This is a genomic window from Stenotrophomonas sp. STEN029 (assembly GCF_056760015.1).
The window spans coordinates 37,672-60,386 of record NZ_JBRREC010000019.1; the positions used below are offsets into that span (position 1 = coordinate 37,672).

Genomic DNA, 22,715 nt, shown 5'->3' on the forward strand with positions numbered 1-22,715 from the left:
GCCTCACCAACGACACAACTATCCCAAGCCGCCATGACTGCATTCCTGCGCCACTCCGTTCTTGCTGTTGCCCTGGCTTGTGCCGGCCTTGCTGCGGATGCCCATGCCGGCGCCCGCGACGACCTGAAGTCCTTCACCAGCGGCCTGCGCGGCCTTGATGGCCAGTTTGCGCAGCAGGTGGTGGATCAGCGTGGCCGGGTCAAGGAATCCTCCAGCGGCCGTGTCGCGCTGTCGGCACCACGCCAGTTCCGCTGGGAATACACCCGTCCGCATCCGCAGCTGATCATTGCCGACGGCAGCAAGCTGTGGGTCTATGAGCCGGACCTGGAGCAGGCCCGGGTCAGCCCGCAGGGCACCGAGGAGCAGAACAATCCGCTCACCGCGCTAATCAACCCCGCGCTGCTGGAACAGCAGTACGACATCAGCGAAGAGGCTGCGCCGCGTGACGGCATGCAGTGGCTGTCGCTCACCCCCAAGCGTGATACCCAGGCCAGCTTCGATGTCGCCGCACTGGGCTTCGCCGGTGGCGCGCTGTCGCGGATGGAACTGACCGACGCGGTGGGCCAGCGCACCATCATCACCTTCAGCGGCTGGAAGAAGAACCCGAGCTTCGCTGCGGGCACCTTCCGTTTCGTGCCTGGCAAGGACGTCGACGTCGTCGGCGAACGCTGAACCCAAGCCGGGCTTTTGAGACCAGGGCAGGGCGGCCACGCTGCTAGAATGCAGGCGTGGCCAGATCCCGAAATATCTTTCTTGATGAAGCTCCCGCCGACCTGCTGACAGCGGACCGGGACAATATGCGCCCGCTCGCCGAGCGCATGCGCCCGCGTGCACTGGACGAGATGGTTGGCCAGAAGCGCTTGCTGGCACCCAACACGGCGTTGCGCCGCGCTGTTGAGTCCGGCCGCGTGCATTCGATGATCCTGTGGGGCCCGCCGGGCTGCGGCAAGACCACCCTGGCCTTGTTGCTGGCGCAATACGCCGATGCCGAGTTCAAGGCGATATCGGCAGTGCTGTCTGGCCTGCCGGATGTCCGCCAGGTGCTGGCCGAGGCCGCACATCGTTTCGCCGACGGTCGCCGCACCGTGCTGTTCGTCGACGAAGTGCACAGGTTCAACAAGGCACAACAGGATGCCTTCCTGCCGCACATCGAGCGCGGCACGATCATTTTTGTCGGTGCGACCACCGAGAATCCCTCGTTCGAGTTGAACTCGGCATTGCTGTCGCGCTGCCGCGTGCACGTGCTGGAGTCGGTGTCGCCCGAGGATGTTGTGGAAGCGCTGCAGCGCGCCTTGGACGACAAGGAGCGCGGGCTGGGCGAGCAGGACATCGCGGTCTCGGCCGAGTCGTTGCTGGAAATCGCCCGTGCCGCCGACGGTGATGTGCGCCGCGCCCTGACCCTGCTTGAAATCGCCGCCGAACTGGCAGCGGGCGAGGGCGGTGAGATCACCCCGGAAACCCTGTTGCAGGTACTGGCCGACCGTACACGCCGCTTCGACAAGAACGGCGAGCAGTTCTACGACCAGATCTCAGCACTGCACAAATCGGTACGCAGCTCAAACCCGGACGGCGCCATCTACTGGTTGGCGCGCATGCTCGATGGTGGCTGCGATCCGTCTTACCTGCTGCGCCGGCTGACCATCATGGCGGTGGAAGACGTCGGCCTGGCAGATCCACGTGCGCTGGAAATGGCGATCAATGTCTGGAACGCCTATGACCGCATCGGCGCCCCGGAAGGCGATATCGCCCTGTCCAACCTGGTCGTCTACCTGGCCAGCACCGCCAAATCCAACGCGGCCTACATGTCCCTGCACGCGGCCCGTGCCGACATCGCCAAGTACGGCACCCAGCCGGTGCCGATGCACCTGCGCAACGCACCCACGCGTCTGATGAAGACGCTGGGCTACGGTCAGGGTTACCAGTACGACCACGATGTCGAGGGCGGCATCGCGCTGGACCAGACCGCGTTCCCGGACGACATGGGCGAACAGGTCTATTACAAGCCGGTGGAGCGCGGCCTGGAGATCAAGCTGAAAGACAAGCTGGATCGCCTGCGCACCGCCCGCGAGCAGGCCCGCGCGCAGCGCAAATGACCGCCATCCGCCAACCCGTGCCTGGAGCGTGAATCCATGTGGCAGTCCTTCCTGGCCATCGGTATTGGCGCGGCACTCGGTGCCTGGCTGCGCTACGGGCTGAGTCTTTGGTTGAACCCGCTGCACAACACCGTGCCGCTGGGGACCTTGACCGCCAACCTGCTCGGTGGCTACGTCATCGGGCTGGCGCTGGCATTCTTCGCCAGCCGGCCCGAACTGTCACCGCAGTGGCGGCTGTTCATGGTCACCGGGCTGCTGGGTGGCCTGACCACGTTCTCGACCTTTTCGGCCGAAGTGGTTTACCTGTTGCAGCGCCAGCAGCTGGGCTGGGGACTGGTCACCATTGGCTTGCACCTGGGCGGCTCGTTGTCGATGACCGCTCTGGGCTGGTGGACCTGGCGTGCCCTGCGGCACCTGACTTGAGCCCGCTTTCAATGCCGCAGTCGATACCGCATCATGCGCCCACCACAAATTGAGCGTTTCCTGGATATGCAGCAAAAGCGGACACACGAATGAGCAGACCGGCGTTGGATGACGCGGCCCGCAGCGAAGCAATCCAGGATTCTGAATCGGGGAGCGCCATCATCGGCGCGGATGTCGGCGGCACCTATGCACGTCTTGGCTGGACCCGGCTGGATGCCAACGGTGCGTTGAGCGTGCAGGGGTTCCGCAAGTACACCTGCGCCGAACATCCCAGTCTTGCCGCGATCCTGCGCGACTACGCCGACTGGCTGGCGCGCGAAACCGACGCGCCACCGATCGCACATGCCGTTGTCGCCATTGCTGGCGTGCTTGATGGCGACACCCTGCTCAACACCAACCTGGCCTGGCCGGTGTCGTTGGCGGCAACCCGCCGCGATTCCGGCTTGCAAACGCTGGAGTTGATCAACGATTTCGTCGCTGTCGCACAGGCGATGGCACATGCCGAAGCCGACGCGCTGCATCTGATCTGCGGTGATCCCACGCGGGTAGCCCCAGGTCCGGCCGTAGTGCTCGGCCCCGGCACTGGCCTGGGCGTCGCGGTCTATCTGCCAGGCGGAGATCCCTCGGTGCTCGCCAGTGAAGCAGGGCACGCGGCGCTGGCGGGTTCCACTGAGTTGGAGCAGGACGTATTGCGCCTGCTGTCGCGGCAGTACACGCATATCGACAACGAACGGATCCTGTCCGGTCCGGGCTTGATCACGCTTTACACCAGCCTGTGCGAACTGCGCGGCAGCACGCCGCATTGGCTCAGCCCCGCCGATCTGGTGGCGGCAGCCCACAGCGGCACTGATGCGCTGGCGACGGAAAGCATCGAGGTGTTCTGTGCGTGGCTGGGCAGTCTGGCCGGCGACCTCGCACTGACCTTTGGCGCGCGTGCGGTTTACCTCACCGGCGGCATCACCGGTCATTTGAGCGGCCCGCTGCATGCCGGTGGCTTCCAGCAACGCTTCCTTGCAAAAGACCGCTTGTCGCAGGCGCTGCGGCACGTGCCGGTCTGGCGTGTGGAACATGGTGAGCTCGGTGTACTCGGTGCCTTGGCTTGGCACGTGGATAAACTCGCAGCACGCTGACACCACCCAGGAGAACCCAGGCATGAGTACCCGCAGACAGTTCCTGCAGTCGTCCGCGCTTATTGGCATGTTGGGCAGTGCGGCGCCGGGGCTGCTGGCATCGCCGGTGGCCGCCAACGGCGCGCGCGTGGTCTCAACCTGGGACTTCGGCGTAGGTGCGAACCAGGCTGCATGGAAGGTATTGGCTGCGGGCGGCAGCGCACTGGATGCGGTTGAAGCCGGCGCCCGCTGGGCGGAAAGCGAACTCTGCAATCCCACTGTCGGCCGCTGCGGCAATCCGGATCGCGATGGCGTGCTCAGCCTCGACGCCAGCATCATGGCTGGCGATGGGCGTTGCGGATCGGTGGCTGCATTGGTCGACATCCTGCACCCGATCTCTGTTGCCCGCGCGGTGATGGAGAAGACCCCACACGTCATGCTGGTGGGCGAGGGGGCTCAGCAGTTCGCCGTGCAACAAGGTTTCGAACGACAGAACCTGCTCACCCCGGAAGCGGAGAAGGCATGGCGCGAGTGGCTGAAGACCGAGCACTACGCGCCGCAGATCAACGCCGAGCGCCGTGGTATTCCCGGTGACAAGGACAACCACGACACGCTGGGTATGATCGCCATCGATGCCAGCGGACAGATGGCCGGCGCCTGCACCACCAGCGGCATGGCCTTCAAGATGCACGGCCGCGTTGGCGACAGCCCGATCATTGGCGCCGGCCTGTACGTGGACAACGAAGTCGGCGCCGCCACGGCGTCCGGCATGGGCGAGGAAATGATCCGCAATGCGGCTTCGTTCCTGGTGGTTGAATTGATGCGACAAGGTCGCTCACCGGCAGAAGCCTGCCGCGAGGCCATCCAGCGCGTTGTCCGCAAACGCCCGGAAGCGAGCCGCACCTTGCAGGTCTGCTTCCTGGCGATGAACCGCAGTGGCGAGGTCGGCGCGTATGCGCTGCACAAGGGCTTCGTCTATGCGGTCTGCGATAGCAGCAGGCAGGACGCGCTGCTTGAGTCCGCGTCGGTGTACACGAGCACGCAGGCATGAGCTCGCGCTATCTGTTGGAGATCGCCTGCAATTCGGCGATGTCGGCCGTGGCCGCGCAACAGGGCGGGGCGAATCGCATCGAACTGTTCGAGAACCTGGAGCAAGGCGGCACCACGCCTTCGTCCGGCAGTATTGCGGTGGCGCGGGATTACCTGCAGATTCCGTTGTTCGTGTTGATACGACCGCGCCCCGGTGACTTTCACTACGGCGCACTGGAAGCGGAACTCATGCTGCGCGACATCGCGCATTGCCGGCAGCTGGGCTGCGATGGCGTGGTGATTGGCGCTTTGAGTGCAGACGCTGAAGTCGACATGCCGCTATGTCGTGAACTGGTCAGCGCAGCCGGGCCCATGGATATCACGTTCCACCGTGCCTTCGACGCAGCCCGTGATCTGCCAACAGCGCTGGAGCAGATCGCAGATCTCGGTATCAAACGCATCCTCAGCTCAGGTGGCCACGGCAGTGCCGCCGAAGGCAGCGCCGTGCTGGCCAGCTTGGCAGAGCAGGCTGGCTCACGCCTGGCCTTGATGGCTGGCGCGGGACTCAGCGCCCAAAACATCGCCGAGATCGCCTTGAAGACTGGTTGCGTGCAGCTACATGCCTCGGCCAAAGGGCGGCAGCGGTCCGCCATGCGTTACCAGAACCCCAGGTTGCAGGGCTTGGACAACGATTGGATTCAAACAGAAAGCAGCGCGGTCGCCGCTTTGCGCGAGGCGCTGGATCAGCTGGGCTGATCCGGCGCTCCTTGATGTTTGTCGATTAAAGTGTCGAGTCACTTTAATCGGCGAGTAGCCGCCTCTAGAACCTTTGTGGCTGGCACTTCAAATCAGGTACGGCCGAGCGCGATGCCAACGGAGACGTGGGCATCGGCGTTTTTGCTTACCAATCGATGCGCAGATCCAGGGATGCGTTGCGAGCCTCGCCGAGCATGTCCAGGTTCCAGTATTTGCGATTGAACACATTGTTGAGGTTGGCGGTCAGCGTCGCGTCGCGTCCTGCCACCGTGGTGCGGTACTGGAAGCCAACATCAGTGATCGTGCGTCCCGGGATCAGGATGCGATTGGCGTCTTCGTAATACTGCTCGCCGGAATAGCGGACCGTGCCGTGCAGGCTGAAGCCGCTGAGCAGGGCAGGACGGTATTCGAAATTGCCGACGTAACTACGCGGCGCCGAGCCTGCTGGGCGATTGCCGCGCAATGCGGCGTTCTCCGGCGAGAGATCTTCCAGGCTGGCGTCCAGCCACAAAGCTCCCAGGCCGACATCCAGGCTGTCGGTTACACCGTAGCTCGCGATGGCTTCAAAGCCGCGGTACAGGGTGAGGCCGTCCTGCACCAGGTAGAGCTGGCCATCACGCCATTGGTCGATCTGCGCGCTACGTTCTACCCGGAAAGCGGCGGTGGTGAAGCCCAACCTGCCGCTCTGGTATTTGGCACCGATCTCGTACTGCTTGCTGATTGTGGCGTCCAATACCTGGCCGGCGTTGGCATACGGCGGCTCGTTGTCAAAGCCAACGCGGCCCGCCGGTTCCAGCGACTCCACGTAGCTGCCGTAGATCGACACCGCGTCCACCGGCTTGTAGATCAAGGCAAGCGTGGGTGTCAGTGCCGAGGTGGCGTAGCGCGAATCCACGGTCGGGTCGCCATCTTTGTCGCGTTGTTCGTAATCGACATAGCGTGCACCAAGTATTGCCTGCCATTTTTCGCCGAAGTGCAGGGTGTCGCTGGCGAACACCGACTTCTGCCGCTCATCCGAGCTCACTGGCGCAAAACTGAAATCCGGAACATGGTGGGAAATGAAATCCTGACGTTGGTAGAGGTTGCCCGAGAAGTCGTTGCTCCAGTAAAACTCATTGCTCCAGCGGTCCCAACTGCGCTGCACCGCGCTGCCAAACACCAGTTCATGGCGGATCGCACCGGTTTCAACGCTGCCGGTGACCAGTACCTGGGCAACGCTGCTGCGCAGATCGGCGCCGAAGTTGTAAACGCTGCCCTCGTAATCGCCTGCCTCATTGAGCAGGTTGCCGAACATCTTGTTGGAGTAGTGCTCGCGCCGGCTGCCGCCAACGGTGAAGTCCACGTTCCAATCCTCATTCACACGCCACTGCAAGCCGGTGGTGGCATTGGTGGTCTTCGCACGGTAGTAGGAGTTGCGGACGCGGACGTTCTCGTAGTCGTAGGTGGGGCGGGGCAGGCGATCGCCTTCGTAGCTGTCCCAGTAGAAGTACATCGGCTCGTACTTGAGCTTGTTGTCCTCGCGCAGCAGTTCGGCATGCCACACCAGCGAATCGCCGATCGGCTGCTCCACTGCGATCGCAATCAACTCGCGATCAAGGCCCGCGCCGTTATAGGCGTCGCCACCGTCCTTGGCCAGATTGACGCGGACACCGAACGAATCAGGCCCGTTCAGGCGGGTGCTGGCGTCCACGCGGGCAGACCAGGCGCTGTCGTTGCGCCAGCCGACTGTGGCGGAGAGCATCGGCGTGCTGGTAGGCCGTTTGGTCCGGTAGCTGATGATGCCGCCGGGCGAACCAAAGCCATACATGAAGCCCCCGAGTCCCTTCAGTGCCTGCACGGATTCGACGGCTTCGAGCGGGTACTCGCCGCCCCATTCCATCAGCATCGGCACGCCATCCACATAGTGGTTGCTGACGCCGATGCCTCGGATCTGGGTGCCCCACCAGGCAGTCGTTGCCGAAGGCTCGGCTGCGTAAACCGATGGGTCATTGATGAAGATGTCGCCCAGCGTGGTTGCGCCGCGCTTCTCGATATCTTCCTGCTCCACCACGGTTACCGAGAACGGCGTGTCGAGCAGCCGCTTGGTGCCCAGCGCGCCCGCGCTGGCGTCCAGGTTGAGGTTCAAGCCCAGGCGCTCGCCCTTGACCCGAACGGTGTCGAGCTCGGTTGCGTCCTTGGCAGCTTGTGCGGCGGGAACGGGTTCTGCCGTTTGTGCCTGCACGTTCAGGCAGGCGGCGGTGAGGCAGACGAACAGGGCGGAATGACGCGGGAAACGCACGCGCGAAAGACTAGGCAGCAAGGAGATGGCCTTGGCGAGGGACGTAGATTGGAGCAGGGCGGTAGCGGCCTGCCAGCAGAAGTACGGCAGCGATCCTATTGCGAACGAGTCTCAATAGCAATATTTGACAAAGGTGACGGGGAGCGTCGTCTACGCGGTGAAATAGCGACATCGCGGGGATCTGCGTTACCGAAGAGTGGACTTGTGCTGCTCCATGTCCGGTACCTGTCTCGAATAAAGTGATCCATCACTAAATTAAAGACTCCCAGTTGCGGTTTGCTCGGGCTGAGCCGGAACAGGGCGGGGCAGGCCGCCGCAAAGCTCAGACTCCGGCTGGAGGACGGGCACCTGTTTGCGGCCAATACGACGCCTTACTACAAAACCCTTTCAGGGATCGCACTCTGCAATGGTCAGCCAGTTGCGGTCGCCAGCGAAGGCTTGCTGGCACCGCAATCAGACACGCGCATCGCTGATTCCGCACCTGCGTGCAGCAAGACCCGTCACTTCAGTTCACCTAGATCGATGATGAGGGCAACAACCAGGCTTGCCGGGCAACGTTGTCGGCAAAGTAAGTGTCTGCGATTGCTTGTTGAATGCAGGCACGAGTTGCAAGAAGCCGATTAGACCGGTGATTGCTGCCAGCGGCGTAGTTAAAGGGCATACCCGCTCATTTAAGTGACGAAACACTAAAATAAGCGGCGATCGGCAAGGCGCGTCGTGGGCCGGCGCGCCCATTGCTTGAACAACTGCGAGCACGCCGCAAGATCCAGCTGCATTGGCGCTGTGGCCGTCGCCCTGTGTTGCGGTAGCCGCCGCAGAACGATTGCAGCCACCTGAGCTCGAACCATGCAAGTTCTGGCTTCGTTGACCAACAGGATCAAGCCAGGCTGATGAAGCCGACCAGATAGATGCCGGTACGAGAACAAGTCGTGAAGTCGATCTGCGGGACAGACTTAGGGGCAGCTGCACTGAAGCCGTCAGCCAAACGGCATAGCTCATAGATAGACAGCGCCAAGCCATTGAAGGGTTCTGAGCCAAACCAGCAAGACGAATCGCTGTTGAGACCTCAGCTGGAACTGGACAAATCTGAGAGCTGGGCTCTCCGCGAGTGCTGCAGATCTCGCGGAGAGCCTCCCATCGCATCCTGTTTTTTTACATAATATACATACCGGGCACTTTTTCAGCGGCAATAACTTGATTTGCAAGGGATTTATCGGCGGCGCCAGCGCTCAAGGGCGCAACGAAAATCGCTGCTGCTGCGAGCCGCAAAAGCATTTTTGACCATAGAGCGCGTTCCGCAGGGGACTGCGCTCTTTCTGCGTGGACCCGTGCAAGCCATTCCGGTCCATCGATCTTCGCGAGCGCGCAAAGCTGCGCAATTCTTTCGTCAGGGATCGGATTTCGTCCCTGCCTCCACGCGCTCACAACGGCACGCGTCAGGCCAAGGCGCTGAGCTAACGCATTGTCTGAATTGAAATTTCCTGCCTGCTTTGCCTGGTCGAGCAGTGCGTTGGTCGTTTCCACGTATGCGAATCCGTTGACGAAGTGTCTGCGAATCAATATACAACCCTCGTGTCTGCGGGTTCGCATACACCCCGCCCCCTGTACCCGCAGGGGGCCGGGTCACGGGTAGGGAAGGGGATGGAAGGGTCATTCAGCGATCCGTTGAGCTATGGCTTTAACGGTTAATCGGGTACCGGTTGGACAGTTTGGGTCGTTGGTCTTCGTTAGTAGATTGGCAATGAGTTCTGCCTGAGTCTCTTTCGGGAGGGTTTTGGCAAGTTGCCCTATAGCAAAGAACACACCTTCAAACGTCTGCATTAGTGCTTGGCTGTTCTGGTCCATTTCGGTCTCCGTAGTCGTTCACGGAGTTTCGCATGCACACAGCTGCCGTCATCGCATTGTTCGCTTCATCGCTGGCCTTCTCGGTCGGCACGGCTCGTCTGTTCGGCTGGGTGATTCGTCGCCGGAATTCGCGTGTTGATTCCGCGTACCGCGCTGCTCGCCTAGTTGCCCAGGCACGTGCGGAGGTGGGCCCATGATCTTCCTCGTTCCGGTCTTGCTCTACGTGTTCTTTCTCCTCTGGATGTGGGCGCGCCGTGGCTAACCGCATCCCTTACGGCATCCGTCGCGTAGATCCGCGCTTCTACGAGCCGCTTCCCGCGTCGTCGCACCTCGACATCGAGGTCGAAGCGCTTCGCGCCATGCCGCAACCCAATTACGAGATTGAACACCGCATTGGTGACGGTCCATGGCTTCCCAAGTGCCGCTATGGCCGGGATGACGCATGGGCCGTCGCCCGCGCTCGCTGGTGGAATGCGCTGCTGCGTGGCCGTCGCTCCTATCGCGTTGTTGCTGTCCTCGGCAACACCCGCACCGTGGTCTGCGGGGAGGGTTCCAGCTATGCATGAGGTCGCAGCTTTGGGACTCCCCTCGTCTAACAGGGGAGTCAGTGAAAATGAACAGATCGGGGTAGTGATTGACTGGCTGGCTGCATCGTTCGATTTGATTTCTGTTCTTGAGGTCCACGGGCTGGTCGATGACCGTAAAGCGGTCTTGGATGACCTCGATGGTCCGATAGGTTCCTGCGTTCGACCTGTCGCCCAGGCACTGGCGGATCACTTCTTCCCCGGTCTGTTTGAGTTGGGCGATCCATCCCGTGGCCGCTTCTACAACTGGCGCGTGGCCCTGCGCGCTGGTGGCGAGCATGTAGGTCTGCTGGAGTTCGGCGGCCTCAACACCATTCGACAAGATGGCACCCACACCGGTCGGCTGGAATTGACAGGTGATGGTTGCCGCCTATTTGAAGCCAGCAGTGGCGATGACCATGCGGAGCGGTGGTCGTCGCTCGCTTCACTGCTGGGCATCTGCGATGCGCGGATCACGCGCGTCGATATAGCGGCAGATGATTTCCTCGGCCAGTGGCCCGTTCAGTGGGCTATCGATCGGTACAACGAAGGCGGTTTCGACCGTCGTGGTCAGCGTCCCAAAGCCCGCCTGATCGACGATATGGGCAACCGCACCGGTAAGACGTTCTATGTCGGCAGTCGCAAGTCTGAGCAGCAGCTGCGCGTATACGAGAAGGGCAGGGAGCAGGGGAACGTGGCATCCGAATGGGTGCGCTACGAAGGCGAGTTTCACGCCAGCAACCGGCGTGAGCTTCCGTTGGAGATGCTCGTTGACCCCGCACCGTACCTGGTCGGCGCGTATCCGGTGCTCGACTTTGTTGGCGGCATTGGCGAACGCCTGCGTATCGCAACTGAAAAGCTGCTCGCCAACTGCACCCGCGCAGTGATGAATTTCCGGCGCCAGTACGGGCCGATGGTCAACGCGATGCTGCATGCATCGGGTGGCGATGAATCAACGCTGGCCCGGCTGATCGTGGGTACCGCCCGAGCCAAGTTGCCGCCGTGGTGCCCGCGTCCAGAGGACACCGCACAGCTGCTCACCGCAATTCTTTTCGCCCCCTCGGGGCATGTCGATAGCTCGCCATCGCGGGCATAACCAAGGAAAAACCATGGAACTGATCAAAGTCACCATCCTCAATGCCCAGGTCGAAGAGCGCAGCGGCGTCTTCGAAGACGACAGTGGCAAGGAACGCAAGTACACCACGCGCAAGCAGAAGGCGAAGGTGGAGGCGGGCGGCTTCGCCTACCCGTACGACGTGCGTCTGGAGGACGGTCAGGCCGCATGGCCGGTGGGTGAGTACGTCATGGATACCGCCGCGATGGTGGGCATCAACAAGGGCGTGCATAACTTCTCCAAGTACGCGGTGCTGGTAAAGGCAGTGAAGTCCTAACTGATGCCAACGCAGCCTCACGTCTTGCAGTGTGTCGAGTTCGACCCACAGACCGCCACGTGTGCGGTACAGGCGTGGGTTCCTGTTCCGACGCTCTTGCCCGACATTCCGATGACTGATGTTTTGCAGCTTCTCGGTGCCGCAGCTGTTCCGCTTGCGGTCGCGTGGGGAGCCAAGCTTCTGGGCAGAACTACGAGGGACTAACTATGTGGTATTGAGCGGTTCTTTTCCCGGCGGAACTGCTCTCTATTTTCAAGCTGGGCGCTATAGAAGGAGTTAGAAATGGATACTGGTGACGCAGTTGCAGCCATCGCCCTGATCACCGCGGGTGTGGCTGCTATCGGTGCAGCAAAGCTGCTGCCGGCGGCTACTTCGGTGGGCTGGAAGTGGTTGAAGGGCGCGATCTTCGGCTGATGCCAGGTCGCAGGGGAGGGGGCCAGTTGGCCCCCTTTTTCTTTGGAGGTCTTATGTTGGGATGGTTCGTGCTATGCGTCGGAATTCTCGCGCTGTACATCACCTTTTCCGATTGAGGTGGTTTTTCGCCGCGCTCTTGCTTTCCACTTGCATTGCGTCTGTATACGCAGCTGGAAAGGTTCGTGTATCGCCTCAATCAACGGGGTATGTGCGTATGGGGCAAAACGCGGATGGTAGTACCCGTTGGGCGACAAAAACCGAGTGGGCAGCATGGTTTGATTCTCAGATGGCAGGCAGTGCCGCTGCTGGTGCTGCTGAGTATGCGACTACTACGGGTGCATTGAGTTCGTCAACGCTCGGCGGTCTTGCGCGCAAGGCAATTCGTGGAGGTGTCTATGGTGCAGCTGTTGGTCTAGCGGTTGAGGGGATAGTAGATGCGGCAGGGTGGGCTATTGGTGAGTTGCAGGATCAGGTAGTTGTTCCCGGTGTTGAGCAGGAGCAGCTTGGGCAGAAAGCCTATTGCATGTACAAAGATGGGCAATTCCATTGCGCAAATGCACCTGGGCAGCTTCTTGGATTTGTGCAAACTCAAATGATCAACCCGACTCAGAAGCCACCGTGTGGCGTTGGCGGAGTGGGTGCTGATGGTGGTCGCTATTACTGGTGCACTCGAATTGAGGATGGTGCAAAGATTTCTTCATACCTTGAATCTATGATTATGCGTCCAGTGTCTGGCTGGACCAGTAATCATCAAAATTCGAATCCCTCTAGTCCTCCGGTAGCGGTTTCAGATGACGATCTTGGCAACGCGATCAAAGGTAATCCGGGCCTTGTTGATTCGCTTTTGACAGACCCGCGTACTGGTCGGCCAATCATGACGCCCGAATTGCAGCAGCAAGGTGATGAGTTGCAGCGGCGCTTGGAAGAGCGTGAGGGCTATGCTCCTTCCGATCCAAAGCCAGCTCCGAATCTGGATGACGACACTGCCACTGATGATGGTTCGCCATGGCCCTCGTTCTGCGGATGGGCAACAGTCGTTTGTGATTTCATTGAGTGGTTTAAGACCGAGCCGCCTGAAGAAGAGGCGCCTGAGGTTCCTTGGGAAGAAGAGGAACCTGCCGATTACGAACAGTCTTGGAGCGCCGGTCTTGGTGGTGGATCCTGTCCTTCGCCGGTTTCCTTCTCTGTTTCTCTTGGCGGACAGAGTGCGTCGCCTGAATTTTCCTTTGATGGCATATGCCAATTCGCCACCATGATGCGCCCTGTGATCGTTGCGTTGGCTGCAATCATTGCTGGGTTCATCATTGGCGGGATAAGGGGGACCAAGGATGCTTAATTGGCTCTCCGTATTGCTGAAAAATTTGTTTGGTGAGGGTGTGGCTCGTGTGCTTGGTGGGGCAGGGCTATCACTCGTTACCGGGGCTGTTGCACTTCCTTTAATCACTACTGCACTCAATACGGCAGCATCAAAGATCGGCGGTATCGGTGGTGATGTTCTTTCCGTCGCACTGCTTTTCGGCTTTGGCGAGGCTTTGTCGATCATGGGGACTGCGATGCTGACGCGTGCGGCAATGGGCGCAACGCGTGCGGGGATTAAGAGGGCTACTGAATGATGTATTTGATTTCCGGGCAACCGGGTAATGGCAAGTCTCTACGTGCGATGTTCATCATGCGCGAGGAATACGAGCGCAACCGCAAGGCCAATGCGGATGGGAAGGAAGAGCTTCGCAGGTTCTTCAGCAACATTTCTGGATCTACGACAGAGGAAAATCCCGAGGCTTATCCGTGGGTAGAAAAGCTGCCGGAGCACAACGATTGGACCAAGCTCCCGGATGGCTCGTATGTTGTCTACGACGAAGCTCACGCGGATGGCAATACGCCGGGGCTTGAGCGCTATGGGAGTTTGTTCCCTTCAACGGGTAAGCCGGGAGAGTCGGCGGATCTGCGCATTCGTGCGATGTCAACCCATCGCCATCGTGGCTTTGATCTCGTTTTTCTTACGCAATGGCCCAGCAAGATCCACCACCAGGTGCGGTCGCTTATTGGCTCCCACACCCATATGAATCGCGGCATGGGTTTGCAAGCTGCAGGTGTCTTGCAATGGCCTCGGGTGCAAGTTGATCCCTATGATGAGAGTCAGCGGGAAAAGGCTGAAGAAGAGATTTGGACCTATCCGAAGGATCTCTACGGCAAGTACAAAAGCGCCACGCTGCACACGGCCAGCCACAAGTTCAAAATTCCTAAGAAGGTAGTCGCGGGTCTGTCGAAGCTTGTTGTTACGCTTCTGGTCCTTTGGGCGCTATGGCATTTTCTCGTACCAAAGGGCAAAGAAAAACCGGAGGAGGGGCCGGCGCAGAAGGAGGCCAGCTTGCTGGCCCCTGCGCCGGGCGCTCCGGTTACTTCCGATCCTCAATTGTTGCCGGGCATGCAGGCGTTCGCCCAGATTAACACCCAGCCGGCTCCGTCTTTGGCTGGTTGTGTTTCGAGTGATCGGGGTTGCCGCTGTTTCAGCACTGAAGGTTTTCAGATCGATATGGCACGTCACGAATGCCTGGCACTGATCGAAGGTCCGTTGCCGTTCAACGTCTACCATGAGTACAAGGCTCCGGTCGGTTCTTCGTCGGCGGGTGCTTCGTCATCAAGGGCTGCGGGCGTTTCTGGTTCCGTCATTGGGCGTGCTGATCGTGCGCTGGGCTCTTTCCCCGAGAATGAGGCTTACAAGTCGGAAAGTTACAGCACCGTGCAGGCTCGTCCGGGGTTCATGTAGGGGTGTAGGGGCCAAGCCCCTACGGTGGACGCCTCACACGCGTGCAGAGCGTTTCAGCGCCGGTATCAATGGGACCACCGGGCATGGCTCCGCTGATCGGCGGATTTCCCCCTTGGCAAGCTGCTTTTCCTGATCCAGCAGTCGCCGGTACTCTTGGGCCAGTGCAGCTGTCAGGCTCAGCCACGCCAGATCCTCCGGCAGTAGCTCGCGGCCCTCGGGTGTGACCAATCGACCTGACCTAAACGAAAAACCGGCCCAAGGGCCGGTTAGTTTGCGGTTACGCATGTTGCAGACTCCGTGTCAAGATCCCAAGCGGCTGCACAAGCCGTGCCAGCCATTGTCCGAACAATCCGAACATAATATACATTATGCGAAATGGCTGATGGGCCGATTGAGATGGATCTGGATCTGGCTCACTTCTCACCTACCATCCCGGCCTCCTAAGGATTCGGGGGAAATTGAGGCATGAGCGACACCTACAACCTGGACAGCCGTCCACCGTGCTGGGAACCGGGAACGCAATGCCCGAACAGCTGCGCCAGCGACTACTACCGGCGCGTGATCGACAACCACGTCGCCCTGACAGGTCCATGGGCTGGCTGGCGTCTGGCAGGACGAGATCTGATCGCCCCAAGCGGCGAAAGGATCCCAGAACGCAGGCTGCGCGGCCTGCTGTGGCGCGCCGATGCTTCTGATTTACGTGACGCGACACGGAAAAGGAACGCTGCGCGAAAAGCGCGTCAGCAGTCGTTGGTCAAGGTCGTTGTCGTGGACCTGGGCGAATGGCGGGAACGCCACTTCGGAACGCGGGCTGGATAACGGCGTCAACGCAGGGGCAACGCCCCTGCACCCCCTATTTGCATGCGTTTTGAACCGCGTTGTCATAGGCACTGGAAAGAGCAAAAGAGCGCCTAGTACCTGCAGCGTTGTAAACAACATCTCGCTGCCGCTTCGCACTCTCGCAAGCGTAGCTAGAACCCGTAGTTCGGATCGTCGCCCCTGTAGCGCGACCACCACCGCCCCCGCCAACAGAAGCAACGTACGGGCGCTGTGCTGCACGGCGGGCCGCAACTTCGCGTTCCATCTGGGCAAGCCGCGCCCGTAGATACGGATTCTCCTGATCCGGCACAGCGTCCCAAGCCTTAGCCGCAGGACCGTTCGCGCAAGGATGTGACTGATACGAATCTGGCTTACCGCGCTCGACGCACTTGTAGACCTGTTGCGCTGCCGCGCCGCCAGACAACGCCAACAGAACAACTGCAAAAATTCCCCTGTACATCCCGGCTTCCTGCTGGATATGAACGCGCATCATACAAGAGGAAAGCTCGACCAATTTAGTGACGAATCACGTAAATAGGGCGAGCAATCCGTAGGGGCTTGGCCCCTACAGCCCAAGTGCCTGGCGCATTTGCGATCGGTAAATTTTAGAAAGCTGCCGAAACCCTTGCAGCGCAATGGTTTCCAGACAGCCCTTTCTGCAGGGCAGATCCGCGATCAGGAAAAAGCGGCCAACAACCCGATATGCAAAACGTAATAACCGTAGAAGGCCCATCGTGTCCTGGGTACGCGTAGATCCAGCTGGGCGACGGCCATCACTGGTAGCGCAAGCAGCGCCCACAGGTTGCCGTTGTAGAAACACAACGGCGCGAAGGCAGCGGCACCCAGCCAGAAATGGCTATCAACACGCTTGGTCGAGAACAGCCACCACCACACGACCACCAGCACGACGCCTGACCACTGGTAGTCCACCAGCAGCGGCGCTGGCACTGCCAACACCAGCAGCGACCACCAGCGTCGATTCTGGGCGCACAGGACGCACGCAGCGGCCAACGCGAAGCTCAGCAGTACGTTGACCGGCAATAACGCATCAAAGGCCCACACGTAGACCGGCTGAGCGATCAGGCCCCAAACGAAAAGCCGCTTCACCGACTTGCCAACGTCAGCGCCCGGCTGCGCCAAGTTATAGGCCATGACCAAGGCGAACACAGGGAAAGCAATGCGGCCCAACTCGCTGACCACCGGGACGTAATCGCCATAGAGCAGCTTGGCGGCATGGTCACCAGTCATCAGCACAACGGCCAACCATTTCAGCAATTCGCGTCCGCCGCTGGTCATAGCTGGAAATCCGTAGAAGGCACCGTTGTGGCGGTGTTGTAGCCGGGCGATTCAGGGAACGTACCCAACTTGCGCTGGCCCCGTTCGATCGATACAGACTCCCTGCGCTGGGAAAGGTCCTCCCTCGCCCGCTCCATCTGCATTGGACCATCAACGAAACGATCGTCGCGTTGATCACGGTAAGGCTCGTATTGACCACGACGAGCTACGAAGCGGCAGGTCGGCTCATCGAGCACATAGTTGGTGCCCTGCTCCGTCAGGCACGTACAGGATGGCTCAGCTTCTTTGCCCTGGGCATTCTGCCCACCCATGGATGACATACAGAACAACCGCGGCGATGCGCTCGGCAATGACAGGGCATCATCGTATGCAGGTGCACTCCACGGCTCCGATGGGATACGCGGTAAGAATCGCTCGGCATATTCCGCCGGGGTTACACGCTTGGTGCTGGCTGCGCCACTCGCCGTCGCTGACGCTCCGTCGCGTGTCGCAGCCGCATTCGCTGCCTTTACCGTAGCGTCCGCATCCTCGCCGCCCAGCCGCTTCCCCATGTTGCCGAACGTGTAGTACATCAAGAACAAGCCAAGCCCCGTCAGGATTGGAAGCGCGATGTAGTACCAAGGAATCTTGCGCTCCGTGGTGTCCATCTCCGTGGACTGATACGTGCCCATCGGCCGCTTAGGCAGCGCCTTGCGCCGAACAACCAACGGCGTTGCTTTTTCGGCCTGTGCTTCGAACCTGTCGAACTCACGCAGGTGCACAAACTTCGTGCCGAAGCGACGACGAACGTGAATATGCCGTTCGATCAGGTCATGAACGAACTGATCACACTGCTTGTCCGGGGACTGGCTGACAAAGATGAAATCCAAGCCGCGATGGCGGTGCTTTGCCAGCTGCTCAACATGGTGCGGTACCTTGGAGCCGGGTGGCCGCTTGGGCAGCATGCCATGCTCATAGGCCTCATCTACAAGCACGACAGCACCGTCAGGCAGGAAGTTCGGCCAGTCGCAGAACTGCTCTGGCGTCATCGGGAGCACGCCGGTTTTGGAGTAGTCGAATTGACGGATATTGCACGCGTAGACAATACGACCTTGATCCTTGAATTCGAGAAGGCGGTCAATCGCGTGCAACGTTTTGCCGTGACCTGGTTGGCCGGTGTACCAGTAAATCATGACGAACCTCCGGTAAGGGTGTCGGCAACCGTCTTAGGGACGATGAACGTTTTCCACGCCATACGGACCGTCAAGGCCGAAAGAACCATAGAAATAGCCTGCCCTACTCCGAGATAGCCAAGCAGCTGCGCTGCCTGCCCGGAAATACCGCTGGCGTGCTGAACCACGAACGCCTGAAGGTTCGGCAAGATCTGATCCCACGTCACGATAGTCAGGCCGAACGTGGCAAGCGCCTGCGATGCGATGCCGTGAGCGGCACCCTTGACCTTCTCCATAAGATGCTTGACAGCATCCTGAATCCAATCAGCAACCATGCCCATATCAGAACCCCCAACCCATCAAAATTTTCACCGCCGTATAAGCGCCAAAGATCAGGATGAGCGCACGAAGGATCGCCATTGCCTGACACCAATAAGGGAAATCGGCACCGCTAATGGATTGCCCCATCAACTGAAAGCTAGGCGGCTCGGGACAAGACCCACCGCCAAAAATGTTGTCTTCTTTGATTACGGAAAGAGAGAAACGAGCACCAAATTTCGTGACCGTTGGTGTCTCACTTTCGCTGGTTCCAACGCGCCCTTCCAGAGCATCCGCAACGCCATTTTTGTTTGCGTCGGTGCCATCTGTACCTGTCTCGCCGCTTTCCTTCTTGGCAAGTTTTTCCAGTGCGCACGTCGAACGCCATTGCTGCATCAGCTGGGCATACTCCATCGCATCGCATTTCTTGCCAGTACAAATCGGCACAGCGTCACACGTTCCACCGCTAATGTTTGCAGCGCGCCTAGTGTTGCAATCAATGCGCCACTGAATCTTCACCTGCATGCAAGCGATGGCATTGCCAGAACATGACGGAGGGGAATCACAACTATCGCCACCAGACGCACTGTCTTTCTCAGGGTCATTGTCCGGGTTGTCATCGTCCTCATCGGCTTTACCATCGCCGTCAGAATCCTTGCCGCATGTACCGTTATCGCGGCGCGCCTCGCCTTCAGCGCACTGCCCTTCACCGGGTATGCACTTACCGGTAGCCGGTGCCTTAATTGTTCCTGCAGGACACTCGCTAGCTTCAGCTTTGCAATACAGCTCACCGGTTTGAACGGCGCCCGGCGTAGTGCCCTGGACTGCAATCATTCCAGCAGGGCATTTGCCCTCAGGAACGCACACGCCTTCCTTCTTTACCTGCCCCTGAGGGCAGGTTGGCTCGAATGGCTGACAGAGCGCCATTGCCCCATTCCAGAATGAGCCGGTAGGGCATTCATTCTTGAAATCTGGCCCACACATTGCGCCGGTAGTTGTAACGGTGCTTGTGTCATCGCCATTATTTGAATAGTTGACGACGCAACCTGTATTGCAGCCGAGAGAGCCTGTAAGGGGCGAGCGCGGGACCGTAGCTGGAGGCCTTGCTACGCTAGTGCACGGCGTTTGGCACTGTTTTCCCTTCTCATTCCAAACCTTGCCCGCGCCGCAGGGATTCGTTCCGGGGTAGTAACGCCGGGCCTCCTGATTGCCACCCACGCCGCGATACAAAACCACGTAAACGCGAGATTCGGGGTAGTGCTGCGCCGGATTTTTCCACTCGGTAGCGTTGTTGGACGCAACCTTGTTGACCATCTCATACGCATCTTGCTGCGTCGGACAAACAAAGCTGCTATCACCATTAGCGTTTGGCAAAAAGCACTTGCTGTAATCCTGTGCCTTGGCAGCGCCGATACCCAGCCAGCCAAGTACCAGAGCGACGACAACAGCCGCGACGCGACGGGCTATAGCGCTGGCAAAGATCCTTGCGAGATTCATCACATGCCCTCGAACGCAAGCCAGCACGCGCCACACACTGCGATGATGATGAAGTAACCCATATCCCCTCCTTCCAAATAAAAAGGGGCGACCATGACGGTGCGCCCCTCCCGATCCCCTGCCCCGCCGATTAGCGAGCCTTCTTGACGTAGCCCCACACGATCAGAGCGCCGAGGATGATTGCGGCTGCCGCAATCACCAGCATCACATCGGCCTTACCACCAGCCATTTCGCCAGCAATGGCGGCACCCGGGGAACCACCACCGCTCGCAAAAGCAGCGCCCGATGCCATCAGGGCCGAAGCACCGGCAGCGACCTTGCCGCCAGCGGTGGCAGCGAAACGACGGGTTGCGTTGATCACGTTCTTCATAAAACACCTCTTGGGTTGATGCCCCTACATACGCGCCGCGCGGAATACGAGACGCGCTTTCAAGCCGACAGCCCAAACGCCAACAATGGCGAAGGCCACCAAACTCCCATCTGCCAAGTCCAGGGGCGGAAGAATTGGCTGGTGGTATGGCATCCAGACCGGAACCGCGCACACCCCATCCGGCTGCACGTGTTCGGGTGCGCAGCCAACGACGTAGAGCGATTCCGGCTGGTCAGACATGGGTTAGCCCTTCGCCGGAGCCGGAACCGGCTTGTCATCAGCAAGCGGAACGAGCTTCACGTCGCGGCCGATCTTCAAACGCTCGTATTCGTCGGTGACGAAACTGGACAGATCGAACGTGTAGAAGCCTGGGCGATACGGGTGCTCACCGGCCTGCAAGGAAACCTTGAACGGCTTGGGGAAACCGCCACTCGGATCAATGATTGCTGCAACCTGCTCATTGAACTGCATAGCGGCACGATCACCGCGAGCGGGAATCGACTTGACCAACACGTTGTCCGAAAGAATTTGAATCTTCATAGCTCTATCACCTTCCAAGCGATTATCCGGCCGCCAAAAATGGTTACTCGCCACGGTGAGGGCCAGAATTCACCGGTGAGTTTGTCGAACCACCCGCCAAGCGCTTTGCGAATGTCGGCAGCAACGCCGAGGATCTCGCGTGCTGAGACGGGTGCTTTCCAGTAGCGCAGTTCGCGCTTGGATTCTTGATTCAGGCCACCGCAGCCATGCGTGCGGAAACCTTTAGGGAACTGTCCAGCTACAAGGCTGGTGAACTTGCTTGCGTACTTAGCGAGGTAGCCCACTGCGTTGCGGGCCTTCTTCATGTTGGTGCAACCATGAGGCCACCAACCACGTTTATCGATCTTGCCGAAGTACATCCCCTGAGGGATCCAGATCAGAATGTGATAGTGGGGGATGCCGCGCTGGGTGAGCTCTCCCACCCAGAGGTAACGGAAAACTTGACCCGCAAACCGTTTGGCGCGGGATCGAGTGACATTGAAGTGGCCCCGCATCGCTCGCAGAAGGTCGCTAATGTCACGAGGGCCGCTATTGCATCCGTCTCGGTAGGTGAGCGTGAGCATGTACCACGCGCCACGGAAACCCGTTGCTTTCGCTTCGTCATTGTGAAGTCTCGCGGACGTGATGACAGACTTTTTCAACCGCTGCGCCCGTGCCAGCAGTGGGTCTATTTCGATGGATACGCGGCCTGTCTTCGGCGCGTCTTGACCACTTGTTTTATAAGGGACAAGCCCAAGGGCCAGCGCTTCGCGCTGGCCCTCTGGACTCAATGCGACCGGACCCGCTGCGTAGTAGTCAGCAAGAGACGCAGAGCCGTTGTGCTTGGCCTTGTGGATGCGCTCAGAGGCTTCCTCAGTGCGGTGCTGCATGCCACGCATGTGGCCCACAGACGCGTCGAACTCATCAAGCGCAGTACGCGGCTTGTGAGCAGCAGAGTTCGCATCAATCATCGACTGCAAGCGCGAATGGCACGGCTTGCACATATCAGCGTGATGCAGCTTGCGAGGCTTGCCGCAATTGCCGCAGAACGTGCCGTGATAGCGATAGGGTTCGGACTCAACCACGAGAGGCACCACGCATGATCCAAAGCCCAAGCACGAGGCAGAGGACGCCAATTGCAAGAAGGAACATGAAGTCAGCCACGGCGCACCTCGGCACGTGCCTGGGCAACAAGGCGAGCAGCGCGGTACCAGGAATCAATGCGCGCAGCGCGACGGCTGCATACCCAGTCGATCAGACCAACTACGCCGAGCGTCAAGCACGTGAGCGCGATCACGGAGAGGACGGCGATCAATTGGAACCGCCAGCGAGATAGCGGCGACGGAGGATCGGTGCCAGAGCCGCGACAACTGCATCACGCAGTTCTGAATCAAGCTCGATGGCTCCGTAGTTGCTTTCAAGCGAATAGATGGTCGGCAGCTGCTTGCTCAGCGCATACGCGGCCAGATCCTGTTCGGAAACTTCCATGACCCCTCCCCTACCCCCTAGCCCTAGAACCCGCTCCCGGCTCTAGGGGAGACCGGGGCGGGATCAATCCAAGACCCTTGGATCGACGGCGTGATTCAATACCCTTGAATCGAATAATTCAAGAGGCTTGAATCGAAATGGACGTAAATTCTTTGCTTGACAAAGCAAAAGAAGTGTGCGGGGTTGAGTACGACAAGGACCTTGCGCCGCGTCTCGGCGTCAAGCCGTCTGCAATAAGCAATTACAGAAAAAACGTTTCGCACCCCGATCCGGTCGTGTGCGCGACGTTGGCGGGACTTACCGGAGTGCCACTCGCAAGAGTGCTTGGAGTTATTGGGGAGGCACGCGCCATCAGTCGCGAAGAAAAGGCCGTATGGCGCAAGCTGGCCGCTACCGCTATAGCCCTAGTGATGGGGGTTGGCCTCGCCTCCCCTGTGCACGTACAGGCAGCGGAATCCGGTGTTTCAGCAGCACCGTCTATACATTATGCGAAATGGCTGATGGGCCGATTGAGATGGATCTGGATCTGGCTCACTTCTCACCTACCATCCCGGCCTCCTAAGGATTCGGGGGAAATTGAGGCATGAGC

General features: G+C 59.8%; 28 protein-coding genes. 16 read left to right on the forward strand and 12 right to left on the reverse strand.

The features are described 5' to 3' along the window. Positions 1–33 precede the first annotated feature (33 nt). The 6 genes from lolA to ACVOLI_RS06475 all read left to right on the forward strand — a co-directional run bounded on the left by lolA (position 34) and on the right by ACVOLI_RS06475 (position 5,410). Positions 34–672: an outer membrane lipoprotein periplasmic chaperone LolA gene (gene lolA, locus ACVOLI_RS06450; protein WP_282270466.1), complete on the forward strand. Its 639-nt coding sequence runs from the start codon at positions 34–36 to the stop codon at positions 670–672. A gap of 125 nt (positions 673–797) precedes the next feature. Next, complete coding sequence (locus tag ACVOLI_RS06455; RefSeq protein WP_481533993.1) at positions 798–2,093, forward strand: replication-associated recombination protein A; 1,296 nt, start codon at positions 798–800, stop codon at positions 2,091–2,093. Positions 2,094–2,129: 36 nt separating this feature from the next. Beyond that, complete coding sequence (crcB, locus tag ACVOLI_RS06460; protein ID WP_296252342.1) at positions 2,130–2,516, forward strand: fluoride efflux transporter CrcB; 387 nt, start codon at positions 2,130–2,132, stop codon at positions 2,514–2,516. Positions 2,517–2,605: 89 nt separating this feature from the next. After that, the gene (locus ACVOLI_RS06465; RefSeq protein ID WP_481533994.1) at positions 2,606–3,646 is read left to right on the forward strand and encodes a glucokinase; all 1,041 of its coding nucleotides are present in this window, start codon (positions 2,606–2,608) and stop codon (positions 3,644–3,646) included. A gap of 22 nt (positions 3,647–3,668) precedes the next feature. Beyond that, positions 3,669–4,676: a glycosylasparaginase gene (locus tag ACVOLI_RS06470; protein WP_481533995.1), complete on the forward strand. Its 1,008-nt coding sequence runs from the start codon at positions 3,669–3,671 to the stop codon at positions 4,674–4,676. Further along, positions 4,673–5,410, forward strand: coding sequence for a copper homeostasis protein CutC (locus tag ACVOLI_RS06475; protein WP_481533996.1), 738 nt, complete (start codon positions 4,673–4,675; stop codon positions 5,408–5,410). Before ACVOLI_RS06470 ends, ACVOLI_RS06475 begins: the two co-directional genes overlap by 4 nt. A gap of 145 nt (positions 5,411–5,555) precedes the next feature. Here ACVOLI_RS06475 and ACVOLI_RS06480 read toward each other — a convergent pair whose 3' ends face one another. The 3 genes from ACVOLI_RS06480 to ACVOLI_RS06490 all read right to left on the reverse strand — a co-directional run bounded on the left by ACVOLI_RS06480 (position 5,556) and on the right by ACVOLI_RS06490 (position 9,533). Further along, positions 5,556–7,709 carry a TonB-dependent siderophore receptor gene (locus ACVOLI_RS06480; RefSeq protein WP_481533997.1) on the reverse strand — a complete coding sequence of 718 codons (2,154 nt, stop codon included), beginning with the start codon at positions 7,707–7,709 and terminating at the stop codon, positions 5,556–5,558. A gap of 1,131 nt (positions 7,710–8,840) precedes the next feature. Next, positions 8,841–9,212: a DUF3693 domain-containing protein gene (locus tag ACVOLI_RS06485; protein ID WP_481533998.1), complete on the reverse strand. Its 372-nt coding sequence runs from the start codon at positions 9,210–9,212 to the stop codon at positions 8,841–8,843. Between the two features lie 126 nt (positions 9,213–9,338). Next, positions 9,339–9,533 carry a hypothetical protein gene (locus ACVOLI_RS06490; protein ID WP_481533999.1) on the reverse strand — a complete coding sequence of 65 codons (195 nt, stop codon included), beginning with the start codon at positions 9,531–9,533 and terminating at the stop codon, positions 9,339–9,341. 32 nt (positions 9,534–9,565) lie between these two features. Here ACVOLI_RS06490 and ACVOLI_RS06495 point away from each other — a divergent pair, with 32 nt between their 5' ends. From ACVOLI_RS06495 to ACVOLI_RS06530, 8 genes are all read left to right on the forward strand, one after another. Then, entirely contained in the window at positions 9,566–9,730 is a 165-nt protein-coding gene (locus ACVOLI_RS06495) for a hypothetical protein (RefSeq protein ID WP_481534000.1), read from the forward strand. A 57-nt stretch (positions 9,731–9,787) separates the two neighbouring features. Then, a complete protein-coding gene (locus ACVOLI_RS06500) occupies positions 9,788–10,099 on the forward strand; it encodes a hypothetical protein (protein ID WP_481534001.1) in 312 nt (103 codons plus the stop codon). Between the two features lie 64 nt (positions 10,100–10,163). After that, positions 10,164–11,192: a replication initiation factor domain-containing protein gene (locus ACVOLI_RS06505; RefSeq protein WP_481534002.1), complete on the forward strand. Its 1,029-nt coding sequence runs from the start codon at positions 10,164–10,166 to the stop codon at positions 11,190–11,192. 13 nt (positions 11,193–11,205) lie between these two features. Further along, on the forward strand, positions 11,206–11,487 hold the full coding sequence (locus ACVOLI_RS06510) for a single-stranded DNA-binding protein (protein ID WP_481534003.1): 282 nt from the start codon (positions 11,206–11,208) through the stop codon (positions 11,485–11,487). 282 nt (positions 11,488–11,769) lie between these two features. Then, the gene (locus ACVOLI_RS06515) at positions 11,770–11,901 is read left to right on the forward strand and encodes a hypothetical protein (protein ID WP_481534004.1); all 132 of its coding nucleotides are present in this window, start codon (positions 11,770–11,772) and stop codon (positions 11,899–11,901) included. 286 nt (positions 11,902–12,187) lie between these two features. Beyond that, positions 12,188–13,237, forward strand: coding sequence for a virulence factor TspB C-terminal domain-related protein (locus ACVOLI_RS06520; protein WP_481534005.1), 1,050 nt, complete (start codon positions 12,188–12,190; stop codon positions 13,235–13,237). Beyond that, complete coding sequence (locus tag ACVOLI_RS06525; protein WP_481534006.1) at positions 13,230–13,514, forward strand: DUF2523 family protein; 285 nt, start codon at positions 13,230–13,232, stop codon at positions 13,512–13,514. Before ACVOLI_RS06520 ends, ACVOLI_RS06525 begins: the two co-directional genes overlap by 8 nt. Next, positions 13,511–14,668, forward strand: a complete 1,158-nt coding sequence (locus ACVOLI_RS06530) for a zonular occludens toxin domain-containing protein (RefSeq protein ID WP_481534007.1) — start codon at positions 13,511–13,513, stop codon at positions 14,666–14,668. The genes ACVOLI_RS06525 and ACVOLI_RS06530 overlap by 4 nt, the downstream gene beginning before the upstream one ends. Before the next feature lie 33 nt (positions 14,669–14,701). Here ACVOLI_RS06530 and ACVOLI_RS06535 read toward each other — a convergent pair whose 3' ends face one another. Further along, complete coding sequence (locus tag ACVOLI_RS06535) at positions 14,702–14,953, reverse strand: DUF3653 domain-containing protein (protein ID WP_481534008.1); 252 nt, start codon at positions 14,951–14,953, stop codon at positions 14,702–14,704. A 180-nt stretch (positions 14,954–15,133) separates the two neighbouring features. On the opposite strand from ACVOLI_RS06535, the gene ACVOLI_RS06540 reads away from it, so the two are divergent. Further along, a complete protein-coding gene (locus ACVOLI_RS06540; protein WP_481534009.1) occupies positions 15,134–15,487 on the forward strand; it encodes a hypothetical protein in 354 nt (117 codons plus the stop codon). Between the two features lie 675 nt (positions 15,488–16,162). Here the strand turns inward: ACVOLI_RS06540 and ACVOLI_RS06545 are convergent. The 8 genes from ACVOLI_RS06545 to ACVOLI_RS06580 form a co-directional block, all read right to left on the reverse strand. Further along, positions 16,163–16,783: a TraX family protein gene (locus ACVOLI_RS06545; protein ID WP_481534010.1), complete on the reverse strand. Its 621-nt coding sequence runs from the start codon at positions 16,781–16,783 to the stop codon at positions 16,163–16,165. Continuing rightward, positions 16,780–17,955 (reverse strand): zonular occludens toxin domain-containing protein, encoded by a 1,176-nt coding sequence (locus tag ACVOLI_RS06550; RefSeq protein ID WP_481534011.1) that lies wholly within the window; start codon positions 17,953–17,955, stop codon positions 16,780–16,782. The genes ACVOLI_RS06545 and ACVOLI_RS06550 overlap by 4 nt, the downstream gene beginning before the upstream one ends. Beyond that, positions 17,952–18,269, reverse strand: coding sequence for a DUF2523 family protein (locus ACVOLI_RS06555; protein WP_481534012.1), 318 nt, complete (start codon positions 18,267–18,269; stop codon positions 17,952–17,954). Before ACVOLI_RS06555 ends, ACVOLI_RS06550 begins: the two co-directional genes overlap by 4 nt. A gap of 7 nt (positions 18,270–18,276) precedes the next feature. Further along, a complete protein-coding gene (locus tag ACVOLI_RS06560; protein WP_481534013.1) occupies positions 18,277–19,749 on the reverse strand; it encodes a virulence factor TspB C-terminal domain-related protein in 1,473 nt (490 codons plus the stop codon). 130 nt (positions 19,750–19,879) lie between these two features. Next, entirely contained in the window at positions 19,880–20,119 is a 240-nt protein-coding gene (locus ACVOLI_RS06565) for a hypothetical protein (RefSeq protein WP_481534014.1), read from the reverse strand. A 243-nt stretch (positions 20,120–20,362) separates the two neighbouring features. After that, complete coding sequence (locus tag ACVOLI_RS06570; protein WP_481534015.1) at positions 20,363–20,659, reverse strand: single-stranded DNA-binding protein; 297 nt, start codon at positions 20,657–20,659, stop codon at positions 20,363–20,365. Next, on the reverse strand, positions 20,656–21,609 hold the full coding sequence (locus tag ACVOLI_RS06575) for a rolling circle replication-associated protein (protein ID WP_481534019.1): 954 nt from the start codon (positions 21,607–21,609) through the stop codon (positions 20,656–20,658). Before ACVOLI_RS06575 ends, ACVOLI_RS06570 begins: the two co-directional genes overlap by 4 nt. Before the next feature lie 340 nt (positions 21,610–21,949). Next, positions 21,950–22,126 carry a hypothetical protein gene (locus tag ACVOLI_RS06580; RefSeq protein WP_481534016.1) on the reverse strand — a complete coding sequence of 59 codons (177 nt, stop codon included), beginning with the start codon at positions 22,124–22,126 and terminating at the stop codon, positions 21,950–21,952. A gap of 137 nt (positions 22,127–22,263) precedes the next feature. Here ACVOLI_RS06580 and ACVOLI_RS06585 point away from each other — a divergent pair, with 137 nt between their 5' ends. After that, positions 22,264–22,713: a DUF3693 domain-containing protein gene (locus ACVOLI_RS06585; RefSeq protein ID WP_481534017.1), complete on the forward strand. Its 450-nt coding sequence runs from the start codon at positions 22,264–22,266 to the stop codon at positions 22,711–22,713. Positions 22,714–22,715 lie beyond the last annotated feature (2 nt).